Origin of the sequence: Sinanaerobacter chloroacetimidivorans, assembly GCF_018128545.1 — a bacterium.
In the GTDB taxonomy this organism is placed as follows: Bacteria; Bacillota; Clostridia; order Peptostreptococcales; family Anaerovoracaceae; genus Sinanaerobacter; species Sinanaerobacter chloroacetimidivorans.
In genome coordinates this window covers 13,187-36,903 of sequence record NZ_JAGSND010000003.1, presented here as the reverse complement: position 1 = coordinate 36,903, position 23,717 = coordinate 13,187, and the positions used below count along the sequence as shown (strand labels likewise).

At 39.3% G+C, this 23,717-nt stretch carries 20 protein-coding genes, 1 pseudogene and 1 riboswitch; of the genes and pseudogenes, 4 read left to right on the top strand and 17 right to left on the bottom strand.

The window, feature by feature from the left end:
• Positions 1–135: 135 nt before the first annotated feature.
• Positions 136–323, bottom strand: a riboswitch (cobalamin riboswitch).
• 90 nt (positions 324–413) lie between these two features.
• The 5 genes from KCX82_RS05580 to KCX82_RS05560 all read right to left on the bottom strand — a co-directional run bounded on the left by KCX82_RS05580 (position 414) and on the right by KCX82_RS05560 (position 5,692).
• Positions 414–596, bottom strand: coding sequence for a DUF4177 domain-containing protein (locus tag KCX82_RS05580; RefSeq protein ID WP_227017460.1), 183 nt, complete (start codon positions 594–596; stop codon positions 414–416).
• Positions 597–856: 260 nt separating this feature from the next.
• Complete coding sequence (locus tag KCX82_RS05575) at positions 857–1,849, bottom strand: proline racemase family protein (RefSeq protein ID WP_227017459.1); 993 nt, start codon at positions 1,847–1,849, stop codon at positions 857–859.
• A gap of 41 nt (positions 1,850–1,890) precedes the next feature.
• On the bottom strand, positions 1,891–2,682 hold the full coding sequence (proC, locus tag KCX82_RS05570; protein ID WP_227017458.1) for a pyrroline-5-carboxylate reductase: 792 nt from the start codon (positions 2,680–2,682) through the stop codon (positions 1,891–1,893).
• Between the two features lie 29 nt (positions 2,683–2,711).
• Positions 2,712–3,869 carry a YkvI family membrane protein gene (locus KCX82_RS05565; protein WP_227017457.1) on the bottom strand — a complete coding sequence of 386 codons (1,158 nt, stop codon included), beginning with the start codon at positions 3,867–3,869 and terminating at the stop codon, positions 2,712–2,714.
• A gap of 23 nt (positions 3,870–3,892) precedes the next feature.
• A complete protein-coding gene (locus tag KCX82_RS05560) occupies positions 3,893–5,692 on the bottom strand; it encodes a cobalamin-dependent protein (protein ID WP_227017456.1) in 1,800 nt (599 codons plus the stop codon).
• Positions 5,693–6,117: 425 nt separating this feature from the next.
• Here KCX82_RS05560 and KCX82_RS05555 point away from each other — a divergent pair, with 425 nt between their 5' ends.
• The gene (locus tag KCX82_RS05555; RefSeq protein ID WP_227017455.1) at positions 6,118–6,453 is read left to right on the top strand and encodes a cysteine-rich small domain-containing protein; all 336 of its coding nucleotides are present in this window, start codon (positions 6,118–6,120) and stop codon (positions 6,451–6,453) included.
• 66 nt (positions 6,454–6,519) lie between these two features.
• Here the strand turns inward: KCX82_RS05555 and KCX82_RS05550 are convergent, their stop codons facing one another.
• Positions 6,520–7,545, bottom strand: a complete 1,026-nt coding sequence (locus KCX82_RS05550; protein WP_227017454.1) for a sigma-54 interaction domain-containing protein — start codon at positions 7,543–7,545, stop codon at positions 6,520–6,522.
• Positions 7,546–7,883: 338 nt separating this feature from the next.
• On the opposite strand from KCX82_RS05550, the pseudogene KCX82_RS05545 reads away from it, so the two are divergent.
• Positions 7,884–8,103, top strand: a pseudogene (locus KCX82_RS05545) (transposase); the annotation flags it as partial.
• 122 nt (positions 8,104–8,225) lie between these two features.
• Here KCX82_RS05545 and KCX82_RS05540 read toward each other — a convergent pair.
• The 8 genes from KCX82_RS05540 to KCX82_RS05505 form a co-directional block, all read right to left on the bottom strand.
• Positions 8,226–8,915 (bottom strand): YoaK family protein, encoded by a 690-nt coding sequence (locus KCX82_RS05540; RefSeq protein WP_227017452.1) that lies wholly within the window; start codon positions 8,913–8,915, stop codon positions 8,226–8,228.
• 180 nt (positions 8,916–9,095) lie between these two features.
• Entirely contained in the window at positions 9,096–10,781 is a 1,686-nt protein-coding gene (locus KCX82_RS05535; RefSeq protein WP_227017451.1) for an amidohydrolase, read from the bottom strand.
• A 217-nt stretch (positions 10,782–10,998) separates the two neighbouring features.
• A complete protein-coding gene (locus KCX82_RS05530; protein ID WP_227017450.1) occupies positions 10,999–12,387 on the bottom strand; it encodes an MATE family efflux transporter in 1,389 nt (462 codons plus the stop codon).
• A gap of 60 nt (positions 12,388–12,447) precedes the next feature.
• On the bottom strand, positions 12,448–13,983 hold the full coding sequence (locus KCX82_RS05525) for an amidohydrolase (protein WP_227017449.1): 1,536 nt from the start codon (positions 13,981–13,983) through the stop codon (positions 12,448–12,450).
• A gap of 18 nt (positions 13,984–14,001) precedes the next feature.
• Positions 14,002–14,886: a carbon-nitrogen hydrolase gene (locus tag KCX82_RS05520; protein ID WP_227017448.1), complete on the bottom strand. Its 885-nt coding sequence runs from the start codon at positions 14,884–14,886 to the stop codon at positions 14,002–14,004.
• Between the two features lie 237 nt (positions 14,887–15,123).
• Complete coding sequence (locus KCX82_RS05515) at positions 15,124–16,500, bottom strand: sigma-54 interaction domain-containing protein (protein WP_227017447.1); 1,377 nt, start codon at positions 16,498–16,500, stop codon at positions 15,124–15,126.
• 29 nt (positions 16,501–16,529) lie between these two features.
• The gene (locus KCX82_RS05510) at positions 16,530–17,354 is read right to left on the bottom strand and encodes a methyl-accepting chemotaxis protein (RefSeq protein ID WP_227017446.1); all 825 of its coding nucleotides are present in this window, start codon (positions 17,352–17,354) and stop codon (positions 16,530–16,532) included.
• Positions 17,355–17,897: 543 nt separating this feature from the next.
• Entirely contained in the window at positions 17,898–18,068 is a 171-nt protein-coding gene (locus KCX82_RS05505) for a hypothetical protein (protein WP_227017445.1), read from the bottom strand.
• Positions 18,069–18,198: 130 nt separating this feature from the next.
• Here KCX82_RS05505 and KCX82_RS05500 point away from each other — a divergent pair, with 130 nt between their 5' ends.
• Both KCX82_RS05500 and KCX82_RS05495 read left to right on the top strand, forming a co-directional pair.
• Complete coding sequence (locus tag KCX82_RS05500; RefSeq protein ID WP_227017444.1) at positions 18,199–19,344, top strand: sensor histidine kinase; 1,146 nt, start codon at positions 18,199–18,201, stop codon at positions 19,342–19,344.
• A gap of 20 nt (positions 19,345–19,364) precedes the next feature.
• The gene (locus tag KCX82_RS05495; protein ID WP_227017443.1) at positions 19,365–20,060 is read left to right on the top strand and encodes a response regulator transcription factor; all 696 of its coding nucleotides are present in this window, start codon (positions 19,365–19,367) and stop codon (positions 20,058–20,060) included.
• Between the two features lie 209 nt (positions 20,061–20,269).
• Here KCX82_RS05495 and KCX82_RS05490 read toward each other — a convergent pair whose 3' ends face one another.
• The 3 genes from KCX82_RS05490 to KCX82_RS05480 form a co-directional block, all read right to left on the bottom strand.
• Entirely contained in the window at positions 20,270–21,751 is a 1,482-nt protein-coding gene (locus KCX82_RS05490; protein ID WP_227017442.1) for a sodium:solute symporter family protein, read from the bottom strand.
• Complete coding sequence (locus tag KCX82_RS05485; RefSeq protein ID WP_227017441.1) at positions 21,744–21,983, bottom strand: hypothetical protein; 240 nt, start codon at positions 21,981–21,983, stop codon at positions 21,744–21,746. The genes KCX82_RS05490 and KCX82_RS05485 overlap by 8 nt, the downstream gene beginning before the upstream one ends.
• 110 nt (positions 21,984–22,093) lie before the next feature.
• On the bottom strand, positions 22,094–23,578 hold the full coding sequence (locus KCX82_RS05480; protein WP_227017440.1) for a sodium:solute symporter family protein: 1,485 nt from the start codon (positions 23,576–23,578) through the stop codon (positions 22,094–22,096).
• Positions 23,579–23,717 lie beyond the last annotated feature (139 nt).

Below are 23,717 nucleotides of genomic sequence, written 5' to 3'. Positions count from 1 at the left end.
TAAAATCGCCTATTCCCGGCAATCACCAGAATAGGCATAATAAAAGAGACCAAAAAAAGGCTCCCTATTACTACACCATCCCTTCGTCCGTAGGATTGTGTAATAGCCCAGGCTTTCTTACACAGTAAGCGCCTGGTATTTCGTAATCATTAGGCAGGTTTTCTGGCTCAAGCGTCAACGTCAATATCCACCTTCCCGTTATTCACAGTGGCATACGGATATGACTCTTCTTTTACAGCGGCGGTCCCGCGTGGGATTTTCACCCAGCTTCCCTATTATCTCTTCTGCACCGGCAGAAGAGCACCTCTTGATTGTTATGTTGTCGAGGCTAGTTTATCATCATTACACGTTTTATGTCAATAGCTATTATACACCCCCTATCTGCAAATCATTAGTTTAAACTTCATTATCTATTATTGCTTCTTTTCTCTCTTCAGCACAAATACCATCATGGAACCGAATGCACCAACACATTGAAAATTAACAAGTTCCCAACCTTCTTTTCCATGCTGTTCAAGTACTTTGTTACTTTTTTTCTTTAAGCTTTTTTCCGTATCAAAAAGACTATTAAAAGTCACCGTTGTATATTCCCACATAATGAATTCCTTTCAATGATAAAAATAAACTGCATTTAGTATATACTATTAACTGTAATAATAAAAGAACCACCTCGGCGGAATGGTTCTTAGGTTTGTATATCTTTCGGGGTTCTCGTCCCATGCCTTAGGACATAAAAATAAGAACCATAAAATGATAAAAGGCGCACCCCCTGCCCTAATGTCAAACGATTTGAAGGCGGGGGGGTGTGCATTTTTTAGGGGTGTGCCATTTTTTTCGACGCAACCCAAATTTGAAATTAACCTAAAAGGAATCCTTCTGGGAATGGGTCCTTAGGATCAAGTACCCATGAATTGAATCCAATAACAAAGGCATTTCCTGTCACCTTAGGAGTAACCGCCTTTCTGCCTTCAATTTCCAGTTCCTCAACGATTTCACACTTAAATTTGGTTCCTATGATGCTTTCATGTACAAATGTATCTCCAACCTTTAGTTCTCCTTCTTCAACAAGAAGAGCTGCCTTAGCTGACGTACCTGTTCCGCAAGGAGAACGGTCAACAACCTGAGGAAGCGCTACTACGCAGTTCTGAATGTCAGCATCCTCGCTCTTAGGCTCTCCGTAGAATTCTACGTGAGTTACGCAGTCTACAAATTGAAGACTAGGATGTTTCACTTCTACCTGCTCATTGCATTCAGCTGCAATCTTCTGAGCAATTTCTATAAAGGTACGTGAATTTTCCGGACATATATCAATGCTGAAAGTCTTTGCGGGGATGATTATGTATGCATTTCCACCCCATGATATGTCAAATTTTATTTCACCGTAGTCCTTGGTAGTGATAGTAACATCCTTGTTTAGAACCATTGCTGGCGCATTAAGAAATGATACTTCTTCAACGACGCCGTCATTTACCTTTGCTTCAACTCTTACTACCCCTGATGGTGTATCAAGATTTATTTTGGTGATTGGTTCCGTAACATCCACAAGTCCTGCTTCAATCAATGCAACAGTAACGCCTATTGTATCATGCCCACACATCGGCATCCAGCAGCTCGCTTCAAAATACAGAATCCCTACATCTGTACCAGGGGTGCATGGCTCTGTAACAATAGTACCCGACATGATTTCGCTTCCGCGAGGTTCGAAACAAAGAAGAGTACGGAACCAATCCTCGTTTTTTCTCATGTATTCAAATTTTTTCTGCATTGTATCGCCGGGAATATGTCTGAACCCGCTTACTACGGTCCTTGTTGGCGCTCCCATTGTATGAGTCTCTATTGTTCTGAACATTTTTCTTGCCTTCATTAAATTGTACCTCCCTTTTTAAGAGTCTACAAGAGTTTATCTTTTTCCACAGTACTTATTACTGCTTCAAAAAGGGCACTTCGAAAACCATTCTTTTCCAGTGTTCTAACGCCCTGGATGGTAGTTCCGCCAGGTGAAGTAACAGTATCCTTTAACACATCTGGATGGATTCCCTTTTCAAGAATGTATTGTGCAGTACCTTTAGCCATCTGTGCAGCATATTCAATTGCTTGATGTCTCGGAAGGCCGCATGCAACACCTCCATCAGCAAGTGATTCAATAAACATTGCAGCAAATGCAGGGCCACATCCTGCTACTCCGGCTCCAGCGGCTATTAGTGATTCTTCCTGCCTTGAGCAAAGACCGGCATTACTCATTATTTTAAGGAATGTTTCAAGCTGTGTATCTGTAATCGCATCATTTGGTGTGTACATAATAAGCCCTTCACCTACCATTACAGGTACATTTGGAAGAATTCTAATAATGGGATACTTGTCCCCTAAGGCTTCTTCAAGCTGATCTAATGTCTTACCTGCAAGCATTGACACAATAAAAAACTTATCCGTTCTTGCTTTAAGAACATCCTTGAGTTCCTCTGCAAGTTTTTCAAGATTGTCGGGCTTTACTCCAAAGAATATTATTTCGCCTTCCCTGACTACATCTAAGTTTTCACCAACCTTACTACCAAGCTTTTCTGCAAGCGCTTCTGCAAGTTCGACCGGTTCATTTGCCAATATAAGCTCTACATTTTCTCCCTTGGATACGGCGGTTGCAAGAGCTCCACCCATATTTCCGGTTCCAATAAATCCTACTTTCATAATATTTACCTTTCCTACCCAGTTGTTTATTATTCTTTGTCTTCCCCTTCTATCGCTTTAACAGGCTCCTTTGTTAAATCCCATCTCTTACGAACCTGAAAGTACCTAATTGTAACAAGAAGCGCAAAAGCAATCCCTACGATACCACAAATCGTGAATACTATGTTCATAAGCAATGCAAACGGGATAAAGGACCCACCGATTACAGCGATTGTTACTATTGTTATTACGATGGCGATATGTCTTTTTCTATTGTTCTTCGCAAATCTGTCCCCAAGCAAGAATAGCTCGCCCGATACAGTGGTGAAGATTCCAAGACAGATGACTAATGAATAGAATGTTGCAAAAGACTTCGGTAGATGTGCCTGGATTGCTGCAAGGATAGGGATCTGCGTTCCTGCGATTACATCCATACTAAGCATCAGTGTGGCCATAACGCATATAATGGGGATATAGTAAAGTAATGATGATGTAAATGTTGTTAATGTGACATCTTTTCTAGTCGGGATTGTTTTACCAGTCACGACAAGAAATGGAATGAATGAAGCAAAAGCCATACCACCCTGAGAAAGACCTGCTGCTATTGGATTCAATATCGCATAGAATCCTGCCTGAAGGACAAGACCTTCTTCTACATATTGGCCAACATTCTTGTTTGCTTCAAAGATTCCAACATCAGCTGTAGCAATCATGTAAACACCTACAAATATAAGTGTGGCGATGATTATAACACCTACGCCTCCAAGAACTTCAACAAGCCTTCTTAAACCAAGACTGGCTGTAAGCGCTGCCGCAATTGCGAAAATAATTAATCCAACAGTTAAGTTTATTCCAAAGTACTGATTTAAAGTAGTGCCGCCTCCGCTTATCATTACTAATGCAAGTACTGCCAGCGCAATGTAAATATACCAGTCAAAGAATATACCGGTATACTTTCCACCATAAAAGTAGAACACATCTTTTGATTCAGCAAACTGTTCTTCATATGAAGATCTGTAAAGTACATAGTTAGTCCATGTAACAACAATCATAGAAATGATTAGTACTACAATTGGACCATAGCCTTCCCATGCGCAGAAATACTGGAGTATTTCGTTCCCGGTTGAAAAGCCGCCGCCGATAGCATATGCAACGAATGATGCACCCAGCATAAACGCTGTGCCTAAGTGTAATTTTTTGTTATCCATTTTTCTTCCTCCTTAAAATCTTTTTATAAAATATTATTACTAGATATTTCCAAAGGACTCTGAATAATCTCGCGGACCATTTCCTTAAATTCTATATTGCAGCTAAATCCCATTTCTCTTAAGTTATCTAAGACATCAACGGGCATCTGTTCCCCGACAACGCACTGGTTAAGCATTCCTCCGATATATACTTGACCTTTCCAGCACCTTTCTTTCATCTCATTGATAAGAAGCTCTCCTATTTCAAGCGCTGCACCGTTGTGTGTGCTTACTGCTACAGCATCAGCATTATTGCTGACCGCTGCATCAATGATATGAGTGGTGTTGCTTTCAGGCCCCAGGTAAACCACCTTAACGCCATATTCATCAAACAGTGAATTCATTACGAATAGCGCATGTTCATGTACATCAGTTGATGCCAAAATCACTGTTCTTTCTCCGTTGATATTTTGGATATCATCGCTTGCCATTGATTTACTGATTGCGTAAGTAATATTGGTAGTATTACTAAATACATCCGTCTGGAACACAGGACTTCTGCCATTTGGCATTGTTTCGTCGATAGGACCTTGCATGAATGCATCCTCAAGAGTTCTAGGATTTGCCATTTTCATAACATAAAGCATCTGAACCGGGTCTTCAATATCAACGCCTACTTCATCCAATCCTGCAAGCAATGCCTTCGCAAATTTCCGTCCGCCTGCAACGATCTTATCCTTGATTTGATAACACTTTGTGAAATCAGTGTAAGGAAGGAGATTTCTTGCAGCAACTTCAATACCTCTTGCATACTTTTGGATTTCAATAATTTCATCAAGATTTGGAATTCTTATTCCCTCACTAAATGGAACAGGCATCATTGCATGCCCTGTCGGGCATTTCAGTTGAGCCATTATATCCCATAAAAGATACTGTGCTGCAACTGCACTGTTGTGAGTAAGATCTTCATTTGATGAAATTGTATCACCGTAATACATTGTTCCTACACAGTCGCCTTCATAAATATCATTTAAAGCGAATACCCATGCAGCCCTTACTTCAGGTGTAACAGCCACACCGCCGAAACAGTGCCCCAATCTTGCACCTATTAGTTCTTCAACTATGTACCTTTCTATGATGGCCCATCCGGCAATACTGGCATGATCATTGAATAGTGATGCAACGCCATCGTCAAGATATGAATGAAGCAATGTTCCTCTATCTCTTTTTCCTGCAAGAATAGCAATAGCTTTTACGGTTTCCTGTGTTGTATAGGCGATATCTGTCCATCCCGGAATATTAAAGGCAATGAACTGAGAAAGGTTGCCTATTGTAGTAACCCCGGCCTTTAGTGCATTGATTGTATTTGATACACTGTTAGGGAAACCGATCATAAAGTCTCCCATGTGGGGTTGCATTGGAACTGTCTGCCCAAGCTTCAACCAATCTTCTTCATGTTCGAGCCTAGGCCCTGTCTCTCTAGGAAGCCTCTCCCTATATTCAGGCGGTAAAGCCATTCCTCTTTCCAGGCACACGCCGAATCTATGCATATGATAGCCTTCAGCTTCCATTGTGTCATAAAGTTTTATTAGTGCATCAGCTGTTTCCTCCCATGTATCAAGGCCTATCTGGCACTGATACATTATAGTTCCTTCTTCTTTCATCTTCTGTTTGAATGCGTATTCTGATTCAACCCCATGTTTTTCACAGAATAGAGTTCTTCCTATTTTGACAGTATCAGCTAGTGCTTTGCCTTCTTCCACTACCTTTTTACCATCCGGAAGATTCACATTACTTATTATTTCATGAATTTCATTTTTGAATTTTTCATAATGTTTATTCATTGCATCCTCCCTAGCTATGATGGAAAACATAGCCAACCAATTGCATCTGCAGATTTTTCCATTTTCGTTCCTATAATACGCGAAAATCGTGCCAAAATATAAAAACCTATAATAAAACATTTTTAAAAGCTTCCAACAAATTATACAACGCTTGAAAACTCTATGTTTTTTGAAATTTCGAATAATTCTATTATTAAATTACCATCATTCTTTCTGCTTGATTAACGAAAAAGCATCTCTTCCATGCGATGCGCCACGGCATCACTTTGATGCTTTTAGCTATGATACTATCGGAAAATCTCCAGCATAGATTTTAGAAATCATACGATTATAAAGTCGCGAAATATTAAAAAAGACTTAAAAAGACTTGGCACAAAAAATGCTTTTAATAAGAATAGAATTATTTAAGGAGGATAACATTAGCTATGAAATTTAAAAAAATACAGGGCGAGAAATTTAAAAAGTTCACTCACCGAGAATGCGAATACTTCCCTTGCCATCAGGTAAACAATTCAGATAATTTCAACTGCCTCTTTTGTTATTGCCCTCTATATGCTCTTGGCGATCAGTGTGGAGGTGATTTCTCATATGTTTATGATGTGAAGGATTGTAGCACTTGCATTATTCCTCATTCCGAAAATGGCCATAGTTACATTACAAAGAAATTTCACAAGATTTCAGAACTTGCAAATAAAAACAGAAACCAGAAGAAGCCCGAAAGCACTTCTGCTGTAAAAAGAGCATCAATTAAGATTCTTTAAAAGTTCTTTGCAATGGGATTTCTTATGGAATGCATAGATACAGAAAAAGCTCCGATGACTCGGAGCTTATTTCTTTATCTTATACATATTCAGTTTTCTTATAATCGTTGACTGGTTAACTTCAAGAACCTTTGCCAGTTCTCTTGAACTCATGCCCATATCCGAACCCATTTGAAGAAGTTTTCTTTCAAGTTCTTTGATTGCCTCTTCAAGGGGTACAAGCCGCCTTATTTTAATGTTGTCATCACTGCTTAAAGAATTTCCTGCCCAGTGCTTTCTCCACTCGATATCCGATGCCGTCATGAAATCACTGGTGCTGTTTATCATCATTCTTTCAACTACATTCCTTACTTCTCGCACATTCCCCGGATAAGTTCTCTTCTTAAGGGCGTCAAGAGCTTCTCTTGTAAACTGTTTATTGAGCGCATACTGTTTATTCAGTTTGTCCAAAAACAGATACAAGAGCGGCTCAATATCTGCTTTTCTTTCGCGAAGTGGTGGAATGTTGATTTCAGCCGTACTTATTCTATAGTAAAGGTCTTCTCTAAATTCCTTTTTTTCTATTTTTTCGCACATATTAGCATTGGTCGCACATATGATTCTAGCATTGGAATTGAAAACTTTATTGCCGCCTATACGAATCAAGCTCTTGCTTTCAAGGAATCGTAAAAGTTTAGGCTGCTGGTCCTCAGGAAGTTCGCCGATTTCATCAAGAAAAATAGTTCCATCCTGGGCTTCTTCAAAAAGCCCAGCTTTTGTCTTGTCTGCACCTGTGAACCCACCCTTTTCATAACCGAAAACCTCTGACTCAAAGAGATTTCCAGGTATTGCCGAGCAATTGATTGCCATAAAAGGACCTTTTCTTCTGTCACTCTGACAATGTATATATTTTGCAAGTGCTTCTTTACCAACCCCTGAATCTCCAAGTATGAGAACATTGGAATTGAATTGACTCAATTTATTTGCAAAAACAAGGGCATCAAGCATAACATCACTTTCTACCATGAATAAGTCGATAGGGTTCCTTTTGTTGTATTCCCTAAGATTTCTTCTTGCTTCTTCTCTATCTGTTATGTGAATCAGCTCCTTCATATTAGATTTACCTTGATGCTCATGATTATATCAAACAATACAACGTTATCAAACGATTTTTTTATTCGGTGAGAGAGCCACTGCCTTCGGCCTCCGACTCGCTTCACTCCCTGCTGTCCCTTTTGCCCGCCAAGCAAGCTTGGGGCAAAACGGCATGGGACTTTTTCACCCACTTCGTGGGTTCGAGTCCCATGCCTTGGGACAAAAAAATAAGAACGAGGCATAAAACCTCGTTCTTATTTTTTGGTGAGTCTGTCTGAAAAATATATCAATATATTTCTATTTAGGCTGTTTTATGGTATAATAAACGTGTAAAATTCAACGATTGGAGTGATACCATGCAGTACATTCAGAAAGAATCGAGTGACCAGATCACTTTCCTTCCAGACTGCATTGAGGACTACATTTCGGAAGATAATCCGGTCCGCGTGATTGATGCCTTTGTAGACAGTCTGGACCTTTCTTACCTTGGATTTTCTCATTCCTCTCTCTGCGATACGGGGAGACCTCCCTACGATCCCGCAGACATGCTCAAGCTCTACATCTATGGATATATGGGTATCCCGCTAAATCCCAACAATCATAATCTGGATCACAAGATCATACCTAAGAAAGTATCTTTGTTATGGGATAATGGGAAGTTAAATTTATCGACCTAGATTTAGATAGTAAAGCATACTTTATTTAGTAATTGCATTCTTTGGATCTTTTCCAATCTGAACGAACATAAGAATAAAAATTAACAGTAATAACAAACTACACAAGGAAATTGCTTTTTCATCAAGCCTTATTGTAATAAATACTCCAATAATTGCTCCAATGGTGAAACAAGCAATAATGACAATATATCGAAAACTTTTCTGTTTTGCTTTTTCATCATGATAAAAAAACCATCGAAACAATTGCTCAGAGCCACTACGTAGATTTCCTGTACACATAGTAGATGCATAAGCATCACCCTTTACTTTTCGAAAAGCTTCTACTTGCATCGCACAAATGAAAGAAATCATAGTATTCGCTAGAATATTCCAATTACCTTCTGGTAGATATGCAATAATTAAAATGAAAAATACCTCTAATATTATGATTCCTTGTCTCCAATGGAATTTTGGATGAGTCTTATATTTACTTTTAATATATTCCGTGACAAATACGCCTATTGCAAAGGAACAAATTGGAATAAAGTAAAGAAACGCAATCCTTACCTGACCATGAGCAACATAATAACCTAGAAGCACAATATTACCTGTCTGCGCGTTTGCAAAAACTTGACCTCGGGCAATGTAAGAATATGCATCAAGATAACCTCCCACAATCGCCAGTAACGCTGCAACCAGTAATGATTCTGACATTTGTTGTTTAATATACACTCTACTCCTCCTTGTAACCCATATTACAAAACCAAAGTTGTATACTAGGTTTATTCAAAGATTTGCATAGTAACCCTCAAGCCCATAAAATGTGTAGAATTGTACTCTTCTGTCCTCTTGGCATGAGGTGTTGCGACCATTTATATATTCTTTTACATTTAGGTGACTTTTAAAGTCCGGTTAATTATTTAAATAAATAATCTTTCCGTCAAAAATAGTACATATCACCTTCGTCTCAGATATGCCCTGAGGCCTGATATGGGTTATATCCTCTTCGAGTATTACCATATCCGCCTTTTTGCCAATTTCAATCGAGCCAATTAATTTATCCATAAACATCTGCTTTGCGCCGTTTATCGTATAGACTTTCAGCATTTCCAGCACTGTCACCCTTTGATCCGGATTTCTGACATAACTTTCATCATACCTCTCTTCTTCATAGGGGCTACACTGGGTAACCGCTGTTTCAATCCCGGCAAGGGGTCGATTGTCCGGTGTCGTGGGACTATCGGAAGAACCTGTCATGAGAATGCCTGCATCCAGCATATCTCTGATCGCATACATTTGCCAGAATCTTTCCTCGCCTAGCATTTGTCGATCAAACTCTGAAAACAAAGGATCCTTATAAAACCATATCGGCTGCATAGCAGCTATTACACCCATTTCCCCCATCCTTAAAATATCATCATGATGAATAATGGTCAGATGGGTAAGCGTATGCCTGGCCTCCCGTTTGCCATTTTGATTAAAAGCATATTCAATCGCATCAAGAGACTGACAGGCGGCACCATCTCCTATCGCATGGATATGGACCTGAAATCCCGCCTTATCGATTGCAGCGATTGCTTTCTTAAGCTCATCATCTTCCCAGATCGGCTCACCTCTGAAATCAGCCGGAAGTCCCGTTTCCGGGGCATAAGGGTCAAGCAGATAAGCGGTCTTCCCTTCCACAACTCCATCTGTAAACAATTTGACAACCGTAACATTCAGCAGGTCAGAGACATATTGCTGCCCATTCCGCATCGTTTTAATAACCTCATTTACATCGTCTTCCGGTGCCATATTCAATGAATAATTGGTTCGTAAAGTCATCCTACCCGTTTTGGCATAATCAGAAATCGTTTTCCATAAGACTTCACCTGATAATTCCACGCCAAGACTGTTAACGGCCGTAATGCCTTTTGCCATACTTTCTTTTTCCAACATCTGAAAGGCTTCCATATACTGATCCGGAGTAATAATAAGACTTTCTTCAAGCGGTCTCCATAATTCCTGACAGTCGATCAAATAGCCCGTAGGCTCTCCATGTGAATCCCTGACGATTCTGCCCCCTGCAGGAGTTTTTGTTTCTTTCGTAACCCCGATTTCCTTTAACGCCTGAGAGTTTAACCAGAAGGCATGATAGGAAGTATCTGCAATGACAACCGGTTTATCAGAAACAATCTGATCCAGCATTTCTTTTGTCGGGCCGTCATCAAAAGCATTGATCTGAAAGTTTAAGCCAAAAATAATAGGCGCCTCCGGATTCTTTTCGGCAAATTCTCTCAGAGCAGTCTGATACGCATCGATTGTCGGCTCAGTGTCTGCCAGATATACACAGTACATCTTTGCAACCTGCTCTGAAGCAGCATGAATATGTCCATCAACAAAGCCCGGTGCAACCATCTTTCCTTCCAGGTTTATCACCACAGTGTCTTTTCCGATGTACCGCTCTGCTTCCATATCATTGCCTACATAGATTATTTTGTCATCATGCACCGCAACCGCCGCAGCAACCGTGTCTTTATCGTCCATCGTATAGACAGCACCATTTTTTAAAACCAGAGTTGCAGTTAAATAATCATGAGCAGAAATACTTTCCCCCATTTTTCGTCTCCTTTTTAATTTTTCTTTTGAATTCATTTAAAGCTAGCAAACTATTTTCTCAACCTTATTATATTATCAGTAGCTTAAGCGTTGATTACTGTAATCTTAATTATATTTAAGGTTGCAAACATTTCATATGGCTTTAATAGAGAAAGCATTCCATAAAGAATGCTTTCTCTAAAAATAAAATTTAGTCCCAATCTCGAAAAAAATATAGTTATATCGTCAAATTGCTCTCCATATTTTGCATTGACCTAAGCTTTTTATATTCTCTGACGACACATATCAAAGCAACAATAAATGCTAACAAATCAGATCCAGGCATAGCCAGCCATACACCTTTCAGTCCAAAGAAATTAGGGAGAATTAATAACAGCGGTACCAGGAATACAAATGACTTTGTGACTCCGTTTAAAGTCGCCAATTTAATGTTCTTTGTTGCTGCAAAGTATCCGGATACAATAGCGGCCAAATTTCCGAATGCAAATAAAGGCAGCATGATCATCATGGTTGCTTTTGTGGCTTCAACCAGTGGCACAAAACCTCCAGCAAAGAAACCAATAATGTGGTCGGACATTAAGAATTCGAACGTAAGAATTGCCAGAACAATCAAACTTCCCTGCACCATTCCGATCTTGATAACATCTGCCATCCTGGAGTATTTTCCAGCCCCTAGATTGTAGCTTGCAATCGGCTGTATGGCTGAGGTGAAGCATTGTGTCAATACAATAAGTATATACGCGACATAGGCATTCAAGATCGCATAGGATGCAAGATCCAGTTCTGTTCCTCCATTGCTGATAATTAAATTGTTAATCATAATCGTTGAAACAATCGCAGCGACTTGCAGGATAAACAGTACAAAACCTATTTTGCAGGATTCTAAAACCAGACTAAAATTAATTTTTAAATGAGAAGCATTCAGTTTGAATACAGAATTTGTCAATTGCAGATAAGGTACTAATATAATGGCACAGCCAACCGCAATCACCCATGTAATCGCGGATCCAACCAATCCTGTTTTCATTACAAAGATAAAATAATATTCAAGGGCAATCGATACAATTGCCGGTATATTCAGCGCAAACGATACTGCCCTAGGTCTTTCTGCGACAAAGGCAAAAAAGGTTGCTACAGAAGCGACAATGCAGAATGGATGCCCAAACAGCCAAGGGAAAACATAGGATCTGATCATTGGCAATATTTCCGGAGTCGCACCCATAAAAGTCAGGACAGCATCCAGATTGAGGAGAACAATCGCGTCTACGATTACACAGAACAGGAAGACAAAAATCATGGTGCTGGCATATACTTTTTTTGCACCCTCCACGTCTCCGTTACCAAGTTTGATCGCAGCGAGAGAGGATCCTCCGAGGCCGAACATTCCCCATAATCCGACGGAAATCAGCCAAAACGGGGCGATTACGCTTATGGAGGCAAGACCCAGAGGTCCTATTCCATTTCCGACAAAGATTCCATTCCCGATGCAGGCGACTGCCTGAAATCCGATTCCGCCAAGAGAATATAAACAGTATTTCCAAAATAAGGACGTCATTTTTTTTGTGAGAAATTCACTTTCAACCACATTGTTTTCTTTTACTTCCATCTTTTTTTCCTCCAAAGTTATAATTGGCTGGATCTCTATTTACTGTCATATCTTAAAAATTTATTTTTTATAAACTACCTTGCCGTCTCTTATGGTCATGGATACTTTCATTTTGTAGATTTCTTCACTGTTCTGATAATCATACGGATTTCTATCGATTACTGTAAAGTCGGCATCTTTTCCAGCTTCAATGCTTCCCTTTGTTTTCTCCAAATGAACAGAATAAGCTGCATTGATCGTGAACATTTTTAATGCTTCTGTCACGGAAATATTTCTAATTGGATTTGGGTTGCGGACACAGCTTGCAATTCCCAGCAAAGGATCTATCATTGTGATCGGAGAATCGGAACCTCCGCAGATAATCCCCCCTCTTTTTATTATTTCGGGAAACGGTTCCATTTTGTCTGCTCTTTCTCGGTCCATAAGGAATTCGTACATGCCTCCTTCAGGCAAGTCCCACAAATATGGGAATGCCGGCTGCATTGAAAGTACAATACCCAGTTCTGCAGCTAACTCTATGTGCTTTTCTGTTGGCAAGCAAAAGTGTTCTATCCTGTGCCTCAAGCCCTTTTGTCCCTGCTCATTGATTACTTGTCTATAAATATAGATCAATTGATCAATTGCCCGATCGCCTATTGCGTGAAATGCACACTGGATGCCCTCTCTATGGGCTTTTGATACCAGACGATAAATCTCATCGTCCCGAAAATACAGCATTCCTCTTACGGACGGCTTTCCATAGGGCTCACTTGCAGCCATAGTATATTGGAACGTAGACCCGTCAAGGGCGAGGCATCCGCCGATCCGCGGTAAATTGTACTCTTTTACCTGTTCAACATCCCAGGTTTGATAGAAAGGTACGATATTGGCAGAAAATTTATCCAGATTTTTTATTACTATTTTTAAATCGGTATCATTTTTATCAATCCCACCAAGCAGCCCAATAATTGTTGTGACACCTTTGGTCACTGCATAATCTGCACATTTGGAAATCAGTCTGTAAATCTCTTCCTCGTTCAAATGGTCGAAGATATTTGAAAATGCATCAAATACAGACTCGTCGGACAGGAATACACCTGTTTCCTGATCGTTCTCATCTTTTTCAACTCCAGGTGTGTCCAGCGGGATATTGCAGATATCCAACGCAAGGCTATTGACTGATAACCCGTGATTTGTCGCATCGATTATGAATACAGGATGTCCATGAGAAATTCTATCCAGTTCCCAGCGGTTCAGATGTCTTCCTTCTTCAACTACCTGTTCCAGGAATCCAACACAAAAGATCCATTCATCCCCTGTTTTTTTGATGCATTCTTTCTCAATTAAGCATAAAATCTCCTGCAAGGTTCTTTTTTCGCTTACATTGATCGATGTCATGTTAATTCCCGTTGACATACAGTGCACGTGGCTGTCAAACAGGCCCGGAAGTACTGTTTTGCCTTCCAGATCAATGACCTCATTCGTATCGTACGGGCATTCATCTTCACTTCCCATGGCAACGATTCTCTTATCCTTTACCACAACCCATCTTCTGAATGATTCTTCAGGATCCATCGTTATAATGTTTCCATTTTTGATAATCAAGTCAACTTTCATAGGCTCTGCCTCCCAAAATTAATTTTCCTTAATCGATAGTTTTAATATTTCCTGATAAGAATCTACCCTTCTGTCTCGATGAAACTGTAATATATCTCGAGCCCTTTTTATTTCGTCAAGGTCCAGCTCGGCAATGATAACTTCCGCTTTATCCCGGCTGCCTTCCTTCATGATATTGCCCCAAGGATCACTTACAAAACTTCTTCCGTAGAATGTCATCGATCCACTCCCATCTGACGCCTCTTCTTTTCCGATTCTATTGACAGCACAAACGTACATGTTATTGTGAATTCCATGTGCCTTCACCCCATCCATCCACGTCTGGGACGTATCAAGATCAGGATTATCCGGTTCTGATCCGATGGCAGACGGGTAAAAGATGAAATCTGCTCCTTTAATTGCAAGAATTCTGGAAGGCTCAGGAAACCATTCATCCCAGCAAATCAGTATTCCAAAAGTCGCATATTTTGATTTAAACACCAGATATGGTGAATCTCCGGGTGTAAAATAATACTTTTCTATATACTGCGGACCTTCTGGTATATGGTGTTTTCTGTAATTTCCAAGCAAAGACCCATCTGCATCAAATACTGCAGCACTATTATAATAAACTCCATCCATTGCGTATTCATAATAGCAGCTTACAATAACGACATCTAATTCTTTGGCTAGCTTGGATATTTTTTGGTTAGTCAAACCGTCTACGGTTTCAGCCCGATCATATTGGGCAACATCAATAATCTGGCAAAAGTATTGCCCATTAAATAGCTCCTGTGTACAAATGACCTTTGCCCCCTTTGAGGCCGCTTCTCTTATAAGCCTTTCAGCGGTCTTCATATTGTGTTCCTTGTCAGAAACACACGCATGCTGGATCATTCCAATTTTTACTTTCCCTTTGTTCATTGAACGTCTCCTCTCTGATTGAAAAATATCCCATTTTGTGGTAAAAGCAAGTTTAGTGCCAACTTTTAATCCCTTTATTTCAGCCATTTTTGTTTATCAATTGTTTTGTTTGTCTTTCTGCACTTACATATTTTATAACTGTCTTCTGCCATAAAAGCTTCCTGGTAGATAAGCTGTGGTTTTATAAAGATAACAAGATGTAAGTACATACTTACATCTTGTTTCTCAAGACTTACTTTATTGTTCAATTTTTAATCTTTTCATCTTTTGGTAAAGCAATGGTCTCGACATGGATAAAAATGTTGCTGTTTTCGCTACATTATTATCAAATTTTTTTAAAGCTTGAACAATTAGTTCTTTTTCTGCTTTTCGCTTGGCTTCTTCTATCAGATTACTGCCGTCTACACATTCCAACCCGAATATATCATTAAAATGATTGCAAAACTCTTTCTTAAACTCAAAATGCTCAACCTTTAAAACATCTTCATTTACATAATTCATTGCCCTTTCTATGATATTATGCAATTCCCTTATATTACCTGGCCAATGATACTCTGAAAACATTTCTATAACAGCAGGTTCAACTTTTCTAATCCTTGTTCCAATCACGCTGTTCAATTCAAATACAATAGCATTTGCCAGTTCCTCCAGATCATCCAAATGTTCTCTGAGAGCAGGAGAATGGATCTGAACTACGTTAATCCTATAGTAAAGATCTTCTCTGAAAGTACCGGCTTTTACCATTTTCTCCAAGTCCTTATTGGAAGCACAAATAATCCTTGTATCTACCGGAATACTCTTTCCTCCAATTTTTTCAATTTCTTTCTCCTGAAGAGCTCTTAGAAGCTTTGGTTGGATTAAATCAGGCATTTGATTGATTTCATCGATAAAAAGAGTTCCTTTATCGGCAAGTTCAAATTTTCCCTTTTTGCCTTCCTTAGTAGCACCGGTGAAAGATCCCGCCTCATATCCAAACAGCTCCGACTCTGCCAGAGTTTCCGGCAGTGCAGCTGCATTGATTCTGATAAAATCATTATTTCTTCGGGGACTCAAACTGTGAATAGCATGAGCTACCAGCTCTTTTCCCGTTCCGGTTTCTCCTGTTATTAATACAGTTGAGTTTGTTTTCGCAGCCGATATGATTTGATCCTTCAGCTTTAATATGACTTCAGAATTTCCTACAATATTTTGTATTGAGTATTTTGCAGTTCTTAAATGTCTGATTTGACGTTTCAGGTGCTTAAGTTCCTCATCCAGGAAATGCTTATATTCATCTGCAAAATCGTATAACAGCTCAGAGCTCTGAGCAACATCATATTCCAGCAGGCCTACCCTCTCATTGCCTTTAAAAATCGGAACTTCAACGCTGATTCCAATTCCAAGCTTGGTATTATAAAAGACAATCTCAGCTTTATCTATCAGGAGTTTTTGCATCATCTTTGTTTCAGGGAAGATATCTATGATCCTTTTCCCAATGGCTTCGTTTCTGTTAACTCCCAAATACTCTGCACACTGCTCATTCATATATATGATATTGCCCTCCAGGTCAATAGCTACTGCTGCAGTTACATGTTCAAGGATAAGTTGAAAATCATTATGCTCCAATTTCTGCATGATAACCTCCAGACAATGAATCAACGGTGTTATAATTCTTTCGCAATATCCATAAGTTTTTCGGAAATGCTTTTCAGCTCAAATATTTTCGCTTCTACCTCCTCTGTTGCCGTAACTTGTTCTTCGGTTGCATCGCATGCAGATTCTGAATTATCGAGTGTAATCCTATTGGCATGCTCTATTTGAATGATTAAGGATTCAATACTCCCAGCAGTTTTCATCGATTCAATCGATAATTTCCGGATTTCGTCAGCAACAACATTAAAACCAAGCCCATATTGCCCTGCCCGCACAGCTTCAATGGCAGCATTAAAGCCGAGCAAATTAGTTTGAGTTGTAATTCCCTTTGTAAAGGACAGTACTTTATTAATTTCTTTTGTCAGCTTACTGATTTCATTAATATTATCTCTAAGTACCTTTTCACTGTTCCGGATATCTTCTGCAGAAACAGAAATCTGTTTCATAGAATTTACGATATTGCCAACGGTTTCGTTGATGCTGTTTGCTACGCCGACAACTTTAGTTTCCTGGTCCAGGCTTATTCCAACCGTCACACAGCCTATCACATGATGATTGCTGTCAAAGACCGGAGAGTCGACCTCTTTAAATGGAACACCGAACATCTCTTCGGGGATATTGGTATGTATCGTTTTCCTTTTTTCCATGGCAATTCGCATGGGATCATCATCGGCTAAATAAACAGTTCCATCATCGACATGAAAATGATCCCCTTCGAAATACCCCAATACTTTTTCGGTATCTGAAACCCAGACAACAATGTCCCTTCCAAATATTTCTTTTAAATATGGGCCTACTGCTAAAAAATGATCCATCAATTCTTTTCCTATTAACATAAATCACTCTTCTTTCTGGTCGTTTAGAATTTCATTCCGTATGTAACAAAACCTTCTATTTCAATTGATTTGTCCTCCCTCTTGCGTTATAATGAATCTTGCCGTTCTATAAAATTTCTGCCTTTTAACAATTTGCTTTATTATAATATTTACAGCTTAAATTTTGATTAACGCAACCTTAATTATATTTTAGGTTGGTTGACTTGTTTTTGGAAAGGAGCATTAAATGAATACCCCTTCCTTATTAATCATGACGTTAGTCGCTACTTCCCTTATTTATTCATTTTTTTACTTGTATATTTATAAACAGAGTAAAAATAGATATATTGCAATTTGGGGCTTTGGATGGGTCATATATTCATTTAATTTTATTACGTTACTTACGCCTTTCGATTCTGAAGCAATTATATTAAAACATTTTTTTTCAATTGTCAGCAGTTTTTTCTTACTAATCGGGACAATCGAATTCGTACGCAACCCATTTATTAAAATCTTTAAACATATTTCAATTTGGTCATCACTTGTTATCTTAATATTCAGCATTTATTTATACTTTGAAGAAAGCTCAAAATCATTTTCAACTCTTTTTTCATTTGTATCATCTTTGTCGCTTTGCATCATTTCCGTCGGAACTGGAATCGCATTTTTATTGCATGAAGAAACCGTGCAGGATAATTTCATTTCAAAGCCGTCCAAAGACATTGTATTCGACATAACTGCGTGGGCATTTATTATTTGGGGAATCCATAAAGGCTTCTACGATTTTGTTACTCCCGGTTATGATTCTTCTACATGGAATTATATCAGCTCAATTTTATTGACAAACATATTAAATATTTCGTTAGTGTTAACCTATTCAGCGCAAAACAATAATGAGATCAGAAAAAGTGAAAATCTGTATCGTCTGCTTACAGAAAATTCTAAGGACATTATTGCAAACATAAAGCTTTATCCCGAGATCAGATATTTATATTTAAGCCCGGCTATCCAATATGTAACAGGCTTTGAAGCTCCTGATTTTTATAATGACCCCAAGCTCTTCTCAGAAATCATTCCCGAGCCTGACCGGACTCAATATTTTGATTATCTGCTCAATTCCTCCAATAGTGACGGCATATTCCTCTTTCGGTTGAGCAGAAAAGATAAAAAAGAAATATGGCTGGAACAGCATTCCACAATATTTTACGATGAAAATCATAATCCAGCATATATAGAGGCTATTATCCGTGATGTCACTGCCAGAAAAAGAGTGGAAGAAAGACTTTTCAATTCGGAATCTTCGCGAAAAAAGCTGATTGCTAATATTTCTCATGAACTTAATACGCCAATCACTTCAATCATCGGATATTTATCTATTATCCAGGATAATTTGCTTTCCTCTCCGGCCAATTATCTGGAATATATCAAGATTTGCATGGATAAATCTCTGACACTCAAGGCATTGATACAGGATCTTTTTGAACTGTCAAAACTTGAAAGCGGGCAAATCCGCTTTCATTACGCAAAGATAAATGCATATGAGTTTTTTCAGGAAATGATCAGTAAATTGAGTATCGATATCAAAAAATCATGCACATGGGATATTCAGATTACAAGTAGCCATTTGAAAGATTTTATTTTAATTGATAAGATGAGAATGGAACAAGTATTTAGAAATCTCATAAACAACTCACTAAATCATATGGATTCCGCAGGGCATATCGTGTTTAGCTATGGCAATAAAAAAGGTGCTGAATTACCGTATCGCATAAAAGATGATGATTCCTATATCATTATCGGAATTAAGGATAACGGAACAGGAATTTCACCTGAAGAATTACCAAACATCTTTGACAGATTCTATCGCTGCAGTAATTCAAGCTCAATCAAAGGTACCGGATTAGGACTCTCAATCTGCAAGGAGATCATTACCATCCACAATGGAATTATTTGGGCCGAAAGTATTGAAACAGTCGGCACCACATTATATATAACATTACCAGTAATTTAGATGAAAGGAGTTTATAACCCATGTCCAATGAAAAAATTCTTGCTGTAGACGATGATATAGATATCATCAATATTTTGCGGATCTATATGGAGAGCGAAGGATATACATTTTATTCCGCGTCCAGTTACAAAGAGGCTACGAAAATCATAGATAAAGTTTCCATCGATCTCATTTTGTTAGACGTGCTGCTCCCTGAAAAGGATGGTTTTGACATTTGCTTGGAAATCCGCAAAAAAATAACTACTGCTCCTATTATTTTTCTCAGCTGCAAAAATGAAGAAATGGACAAAGTTATCGGTTTATCCGTTGGAGGGGATGATTACATTGTAAAGCCTTTTCTGCCGGGGGAATTGCTGGCCAGAGTTAAATCGAACATAAGGCGCTCTAAAGATTACTCCTCTGAAGTAAAACCTCAGATTGTTTTAGAATCAGGATCTCTCAAAGTAGATTTACTTACCAGAGAGGTCTGCTTTGGCGATCAGGAAATCCTATTGCTGCCGAAAGAATTTGATATTCTTTTGCTGTTTTTGAAAAACCCAAAAAGACTTTTTACGAAGGAAGAAATATTTGAATACATTTGGAAAAGCCAATCTTTTGAAAATGACGTGAATACGGTTATGGTCCACATCAGTAATTTGAGAAGAAAAATCGGGATTGATCCAAGTCTGCCTAAAATAATCACCGTAAAAGGGATTGGCTATAAGCTGGTTATCTAGTACACCAGCTTATATTGCTTTTTTAAGTGGGGGTCCTTATAAAACTTGACCATATCAAACAGCTCGTCAAGGATAGGTCCTCCATATAAGTCAGCAAACCAGAACAACGAATAATTGTTGTTAAATGGAAACCCAGCCATTAAGGAACTGCCAAATCCCAGTATCAATGATAAGGATTACACCCGCTGGTTTCATCATCAAGCTCACCTCTATATTGCCTTTCTTAAATGGGGATCTTTATAAAATTTGACGGTATCGAACATCTCGTCAACATGCTTTTGCTTTCCAAAAACGAATCCGCAGGCTATGTGTATAAACAAGTTTACAACTAATCCGATAATCCCCGGCGACCACCCTCCGGTCCATTGGAACGCCTGTGGGTAAAAATTACCCATCAGCGTAATCACAATCCCGACCGTCATACCGCCAAAGGCTCCATACAAGTTGCTTTTCCTCCAATATTGGCCTATGAACAATGGGATAATGGCTTGAACGATCAAATCAAACATGATAACTGCGATATTCAATAAATTATCGATTTGAATTGTTGCGATATAAAGTGATATGATCCCGATCACAATTGTCAAACCTTTTGCAAGCTTAAGCATACTCTGAGGGGATAGACCTCTAAATGCAGCACCAAGCCAATCCTTGCAAACCATAATTGCCGAGGTGCTGATGATCGCGGAGAACGTTGACATACTTGCTGACAGCGATATCACCGCAAACAAGCCCAATAGAATGGGACCCCCAAAGGAATCCGCAAGCCAGAATAACGAAAAATTACTTTTAAGCGGAAAGCCTGATATTAAAAAGCAACCCAGTCCCAGCGTAAATAATGAAAATCGTATCATGATTGCTACAACGGGCGCGATAAAAACGATTTTTTTGATCGTCCTTGGGCTGTCAGCAGTATATAGCTGCTTAAACATATCCGGGAAGGCAAAACCTCCAAGTGTACCTGTTATAATGATCGAAGCCCAATGATGGCCGTTATCTCTCCAATCCAGTGTCAGCAGGTATGGTTTTGCAGACTCGACCATAGGAAAAATCGTATATAATCCGCCAAATATTTTCCAGATTAAATATCCTGTAACTAACGAACCCAACCCAATAAAAGCAAAGGACTGAATCATGCTTCCTATGGCAGACGCCCGAACTCCTCCGTAGAATGTATATACAATAACAAATAAGCAGACAATAATCATGCCTGCATTAGAATTAATATACGAGTATGTGGTCAATGCCACAATATATCCTATCGTTTTCATTTCAATTATGATCCATGGGAACCAGAAAATAAGCGTTAAGAAAGAGAATATTGTCTTAAACAGCTTGTTTCCATATCTTAATCCTATAAAATCTGCCTGGGTTACAAGATTGTAGTTTTTACCCCAGACCCAGACAGGCTTTGCCATAAAATAAAGAATAACAAGGCTTGCAACAGCGTAGACAGTCAAATATTGTGACAAAATGCCCTTGTTGGCTGATAATGAAAATCCGCTTATGTATAAAGCGCCTGCATACCAATATCCCAAAAAGGAAAAGCTGTACAGCAGCCAACCGAAGCTGCGGTTTCCCACACTGTACTCTTCAAATGAGTCCTGTTTTCTATGAAACTTAATGATAAAGAATATATTGAAAGCAAAAAACAGAAGAATTATAAGGGCTACACCTGCTGGTTTAATCATCGAACTCACCTCTATGTGCTTTTTTTTCAATCCTGTCTTCTAATATGAAAAGTACCATTAATCCTAATGCGGCTAAAATAACAAATAATAATATAAAAAATTGAAAACAGGGGAAACCAAGGATGTAAGGATATATTCTATTTATCAATTGAACGGTAACCGGAAATGTCATAAATCCAATCAGTATAATAAAATAAGCAGCTGTCAGCAGGTATAATCTTTTCTTGGACATAGCTCCCCCCTTGACGATAGCGATAACGGATTTATTGCTTCCATTATACAGTATTGCTCTTAAATATCAATAAAAAAGGCGGCTCGCTGAACACAGCGAGCCACCCCAGCTTACTGGGTCAAAGTTGCTTGATTATCAAGATCCTTAAACTGTTCCCCAAAGTAATAAGTTCTTTCTACAACCTCCGGAGTTGGAACCTTTCCGAAAAACTTGAAGATAAGGCATCCGATCAAGCTGGCGGGCAATCCAACCCAAACAGCGTCCAGTCCAAAAGGACTTCCAGCCAGAGACCATGCAATGGCAACCCCGCCTCCAAGAATCATTCCGCCCATAGCTCCTGCGGTATTCATAGTCTTGGAGAACCATGCAAAAATATAAGGAATTACGAGTCCGCATGCACATACCAGCAGTCCCCACAACCAAAGGTCAAGGATCCCTTTAATAAGGATTGCCAGAATTGCACCGAGGACACACGCTAAAATGGTGGAATATCTGCTGTAAGACAGCATTTTCTTTTCATTTCCCTTAATTCCCGGTACCTGCCCTATGATATCGTTAGAGATATTCATCCCAGCGGCAAACAGGAAGGAAGATGCGCAGGACATAACCGTTGCAAGAGCACCGACGATCAGAAGAGCGCCCATCCCCGGAGAAAGCAGATTCTTAATCATGGTATAAAAGACTTCATTAGGAGGAAGTCCAGGTCCAAGCAGGACCTTTGCCACAACACCTACGAGGCAAGGAATCAGGAGGAAAGGAAGTGCTGTAAAGGTTGCGCTGATCATACTTCTTCTCGCAGTTTTTCCGTCTTTTGCCGTATTGATTCGCTGCCAGTCACTCTGATCTGCGATAAATATGAAAAAGACTCCAACGCTTAAGAAGTAGCTAAAGACATCTCTCCACCAGTTTACTCCGCCAACGAGGCTTAACGCATCAAGATTATTAGCTGCCGCATAAAACTCATGTACATTTCCCCAGCCTCCGGCTAACTTTAAAACAATGATAAATGCAATAATCGGCGTAAAACTCTGCAGGAATGACTGTACGAAGTTTGTTACAACAACGCTCATCATGCCTGATATCGCAACATAAGAGACCACCATCAGTGCTGCTATGATAACACCAACCCCATGAGATACACCGAACATAACGGTCAGTAAAAAGGCGATGGCATTAAACTGTACTCCAAGCATCGTTACATTTCTGACCAGAATATAGAATGCTGCAGGATATTTGACCGCCCCGCCGTAATCAGGGTAGCGTGCTTCAAAGAAATCCGGAATTGTGTAAAAGTTCAATTTTCTTATCCGGGTTGTAAAGAATAACGCCATGGGGATTGCACCGATATAGGCTAACGAGTATCCCCACCACTGGCTTAAACCCGCATCATAGGACCAGGCGCAAAGTCCCACAAGACCGCCGCCTCCGACCCAGGCACCGACACTTACAGCAGTAAGCATAAATGCGCCGAATCGTCCTGTAGCTTTCCCGTAGTCTTCCATGGTAGAAACTTTACCTTTTACCACATAGCTGATGCCGATCATGACCACCATGTACGCAACAATCGCACCGATATACCATACATTTGCTGACATAAATATTTCATCTCCTTTTTTGAAATTATAGATTTTTATTGATAGTACATATCAGAATGAAAAAGTTCAGCCTCCCCTCCTCTCACCAAAGGCTTATCCCCGCTGTGCCAGCTCATCGTCCTAATAAACCCAATTTCCT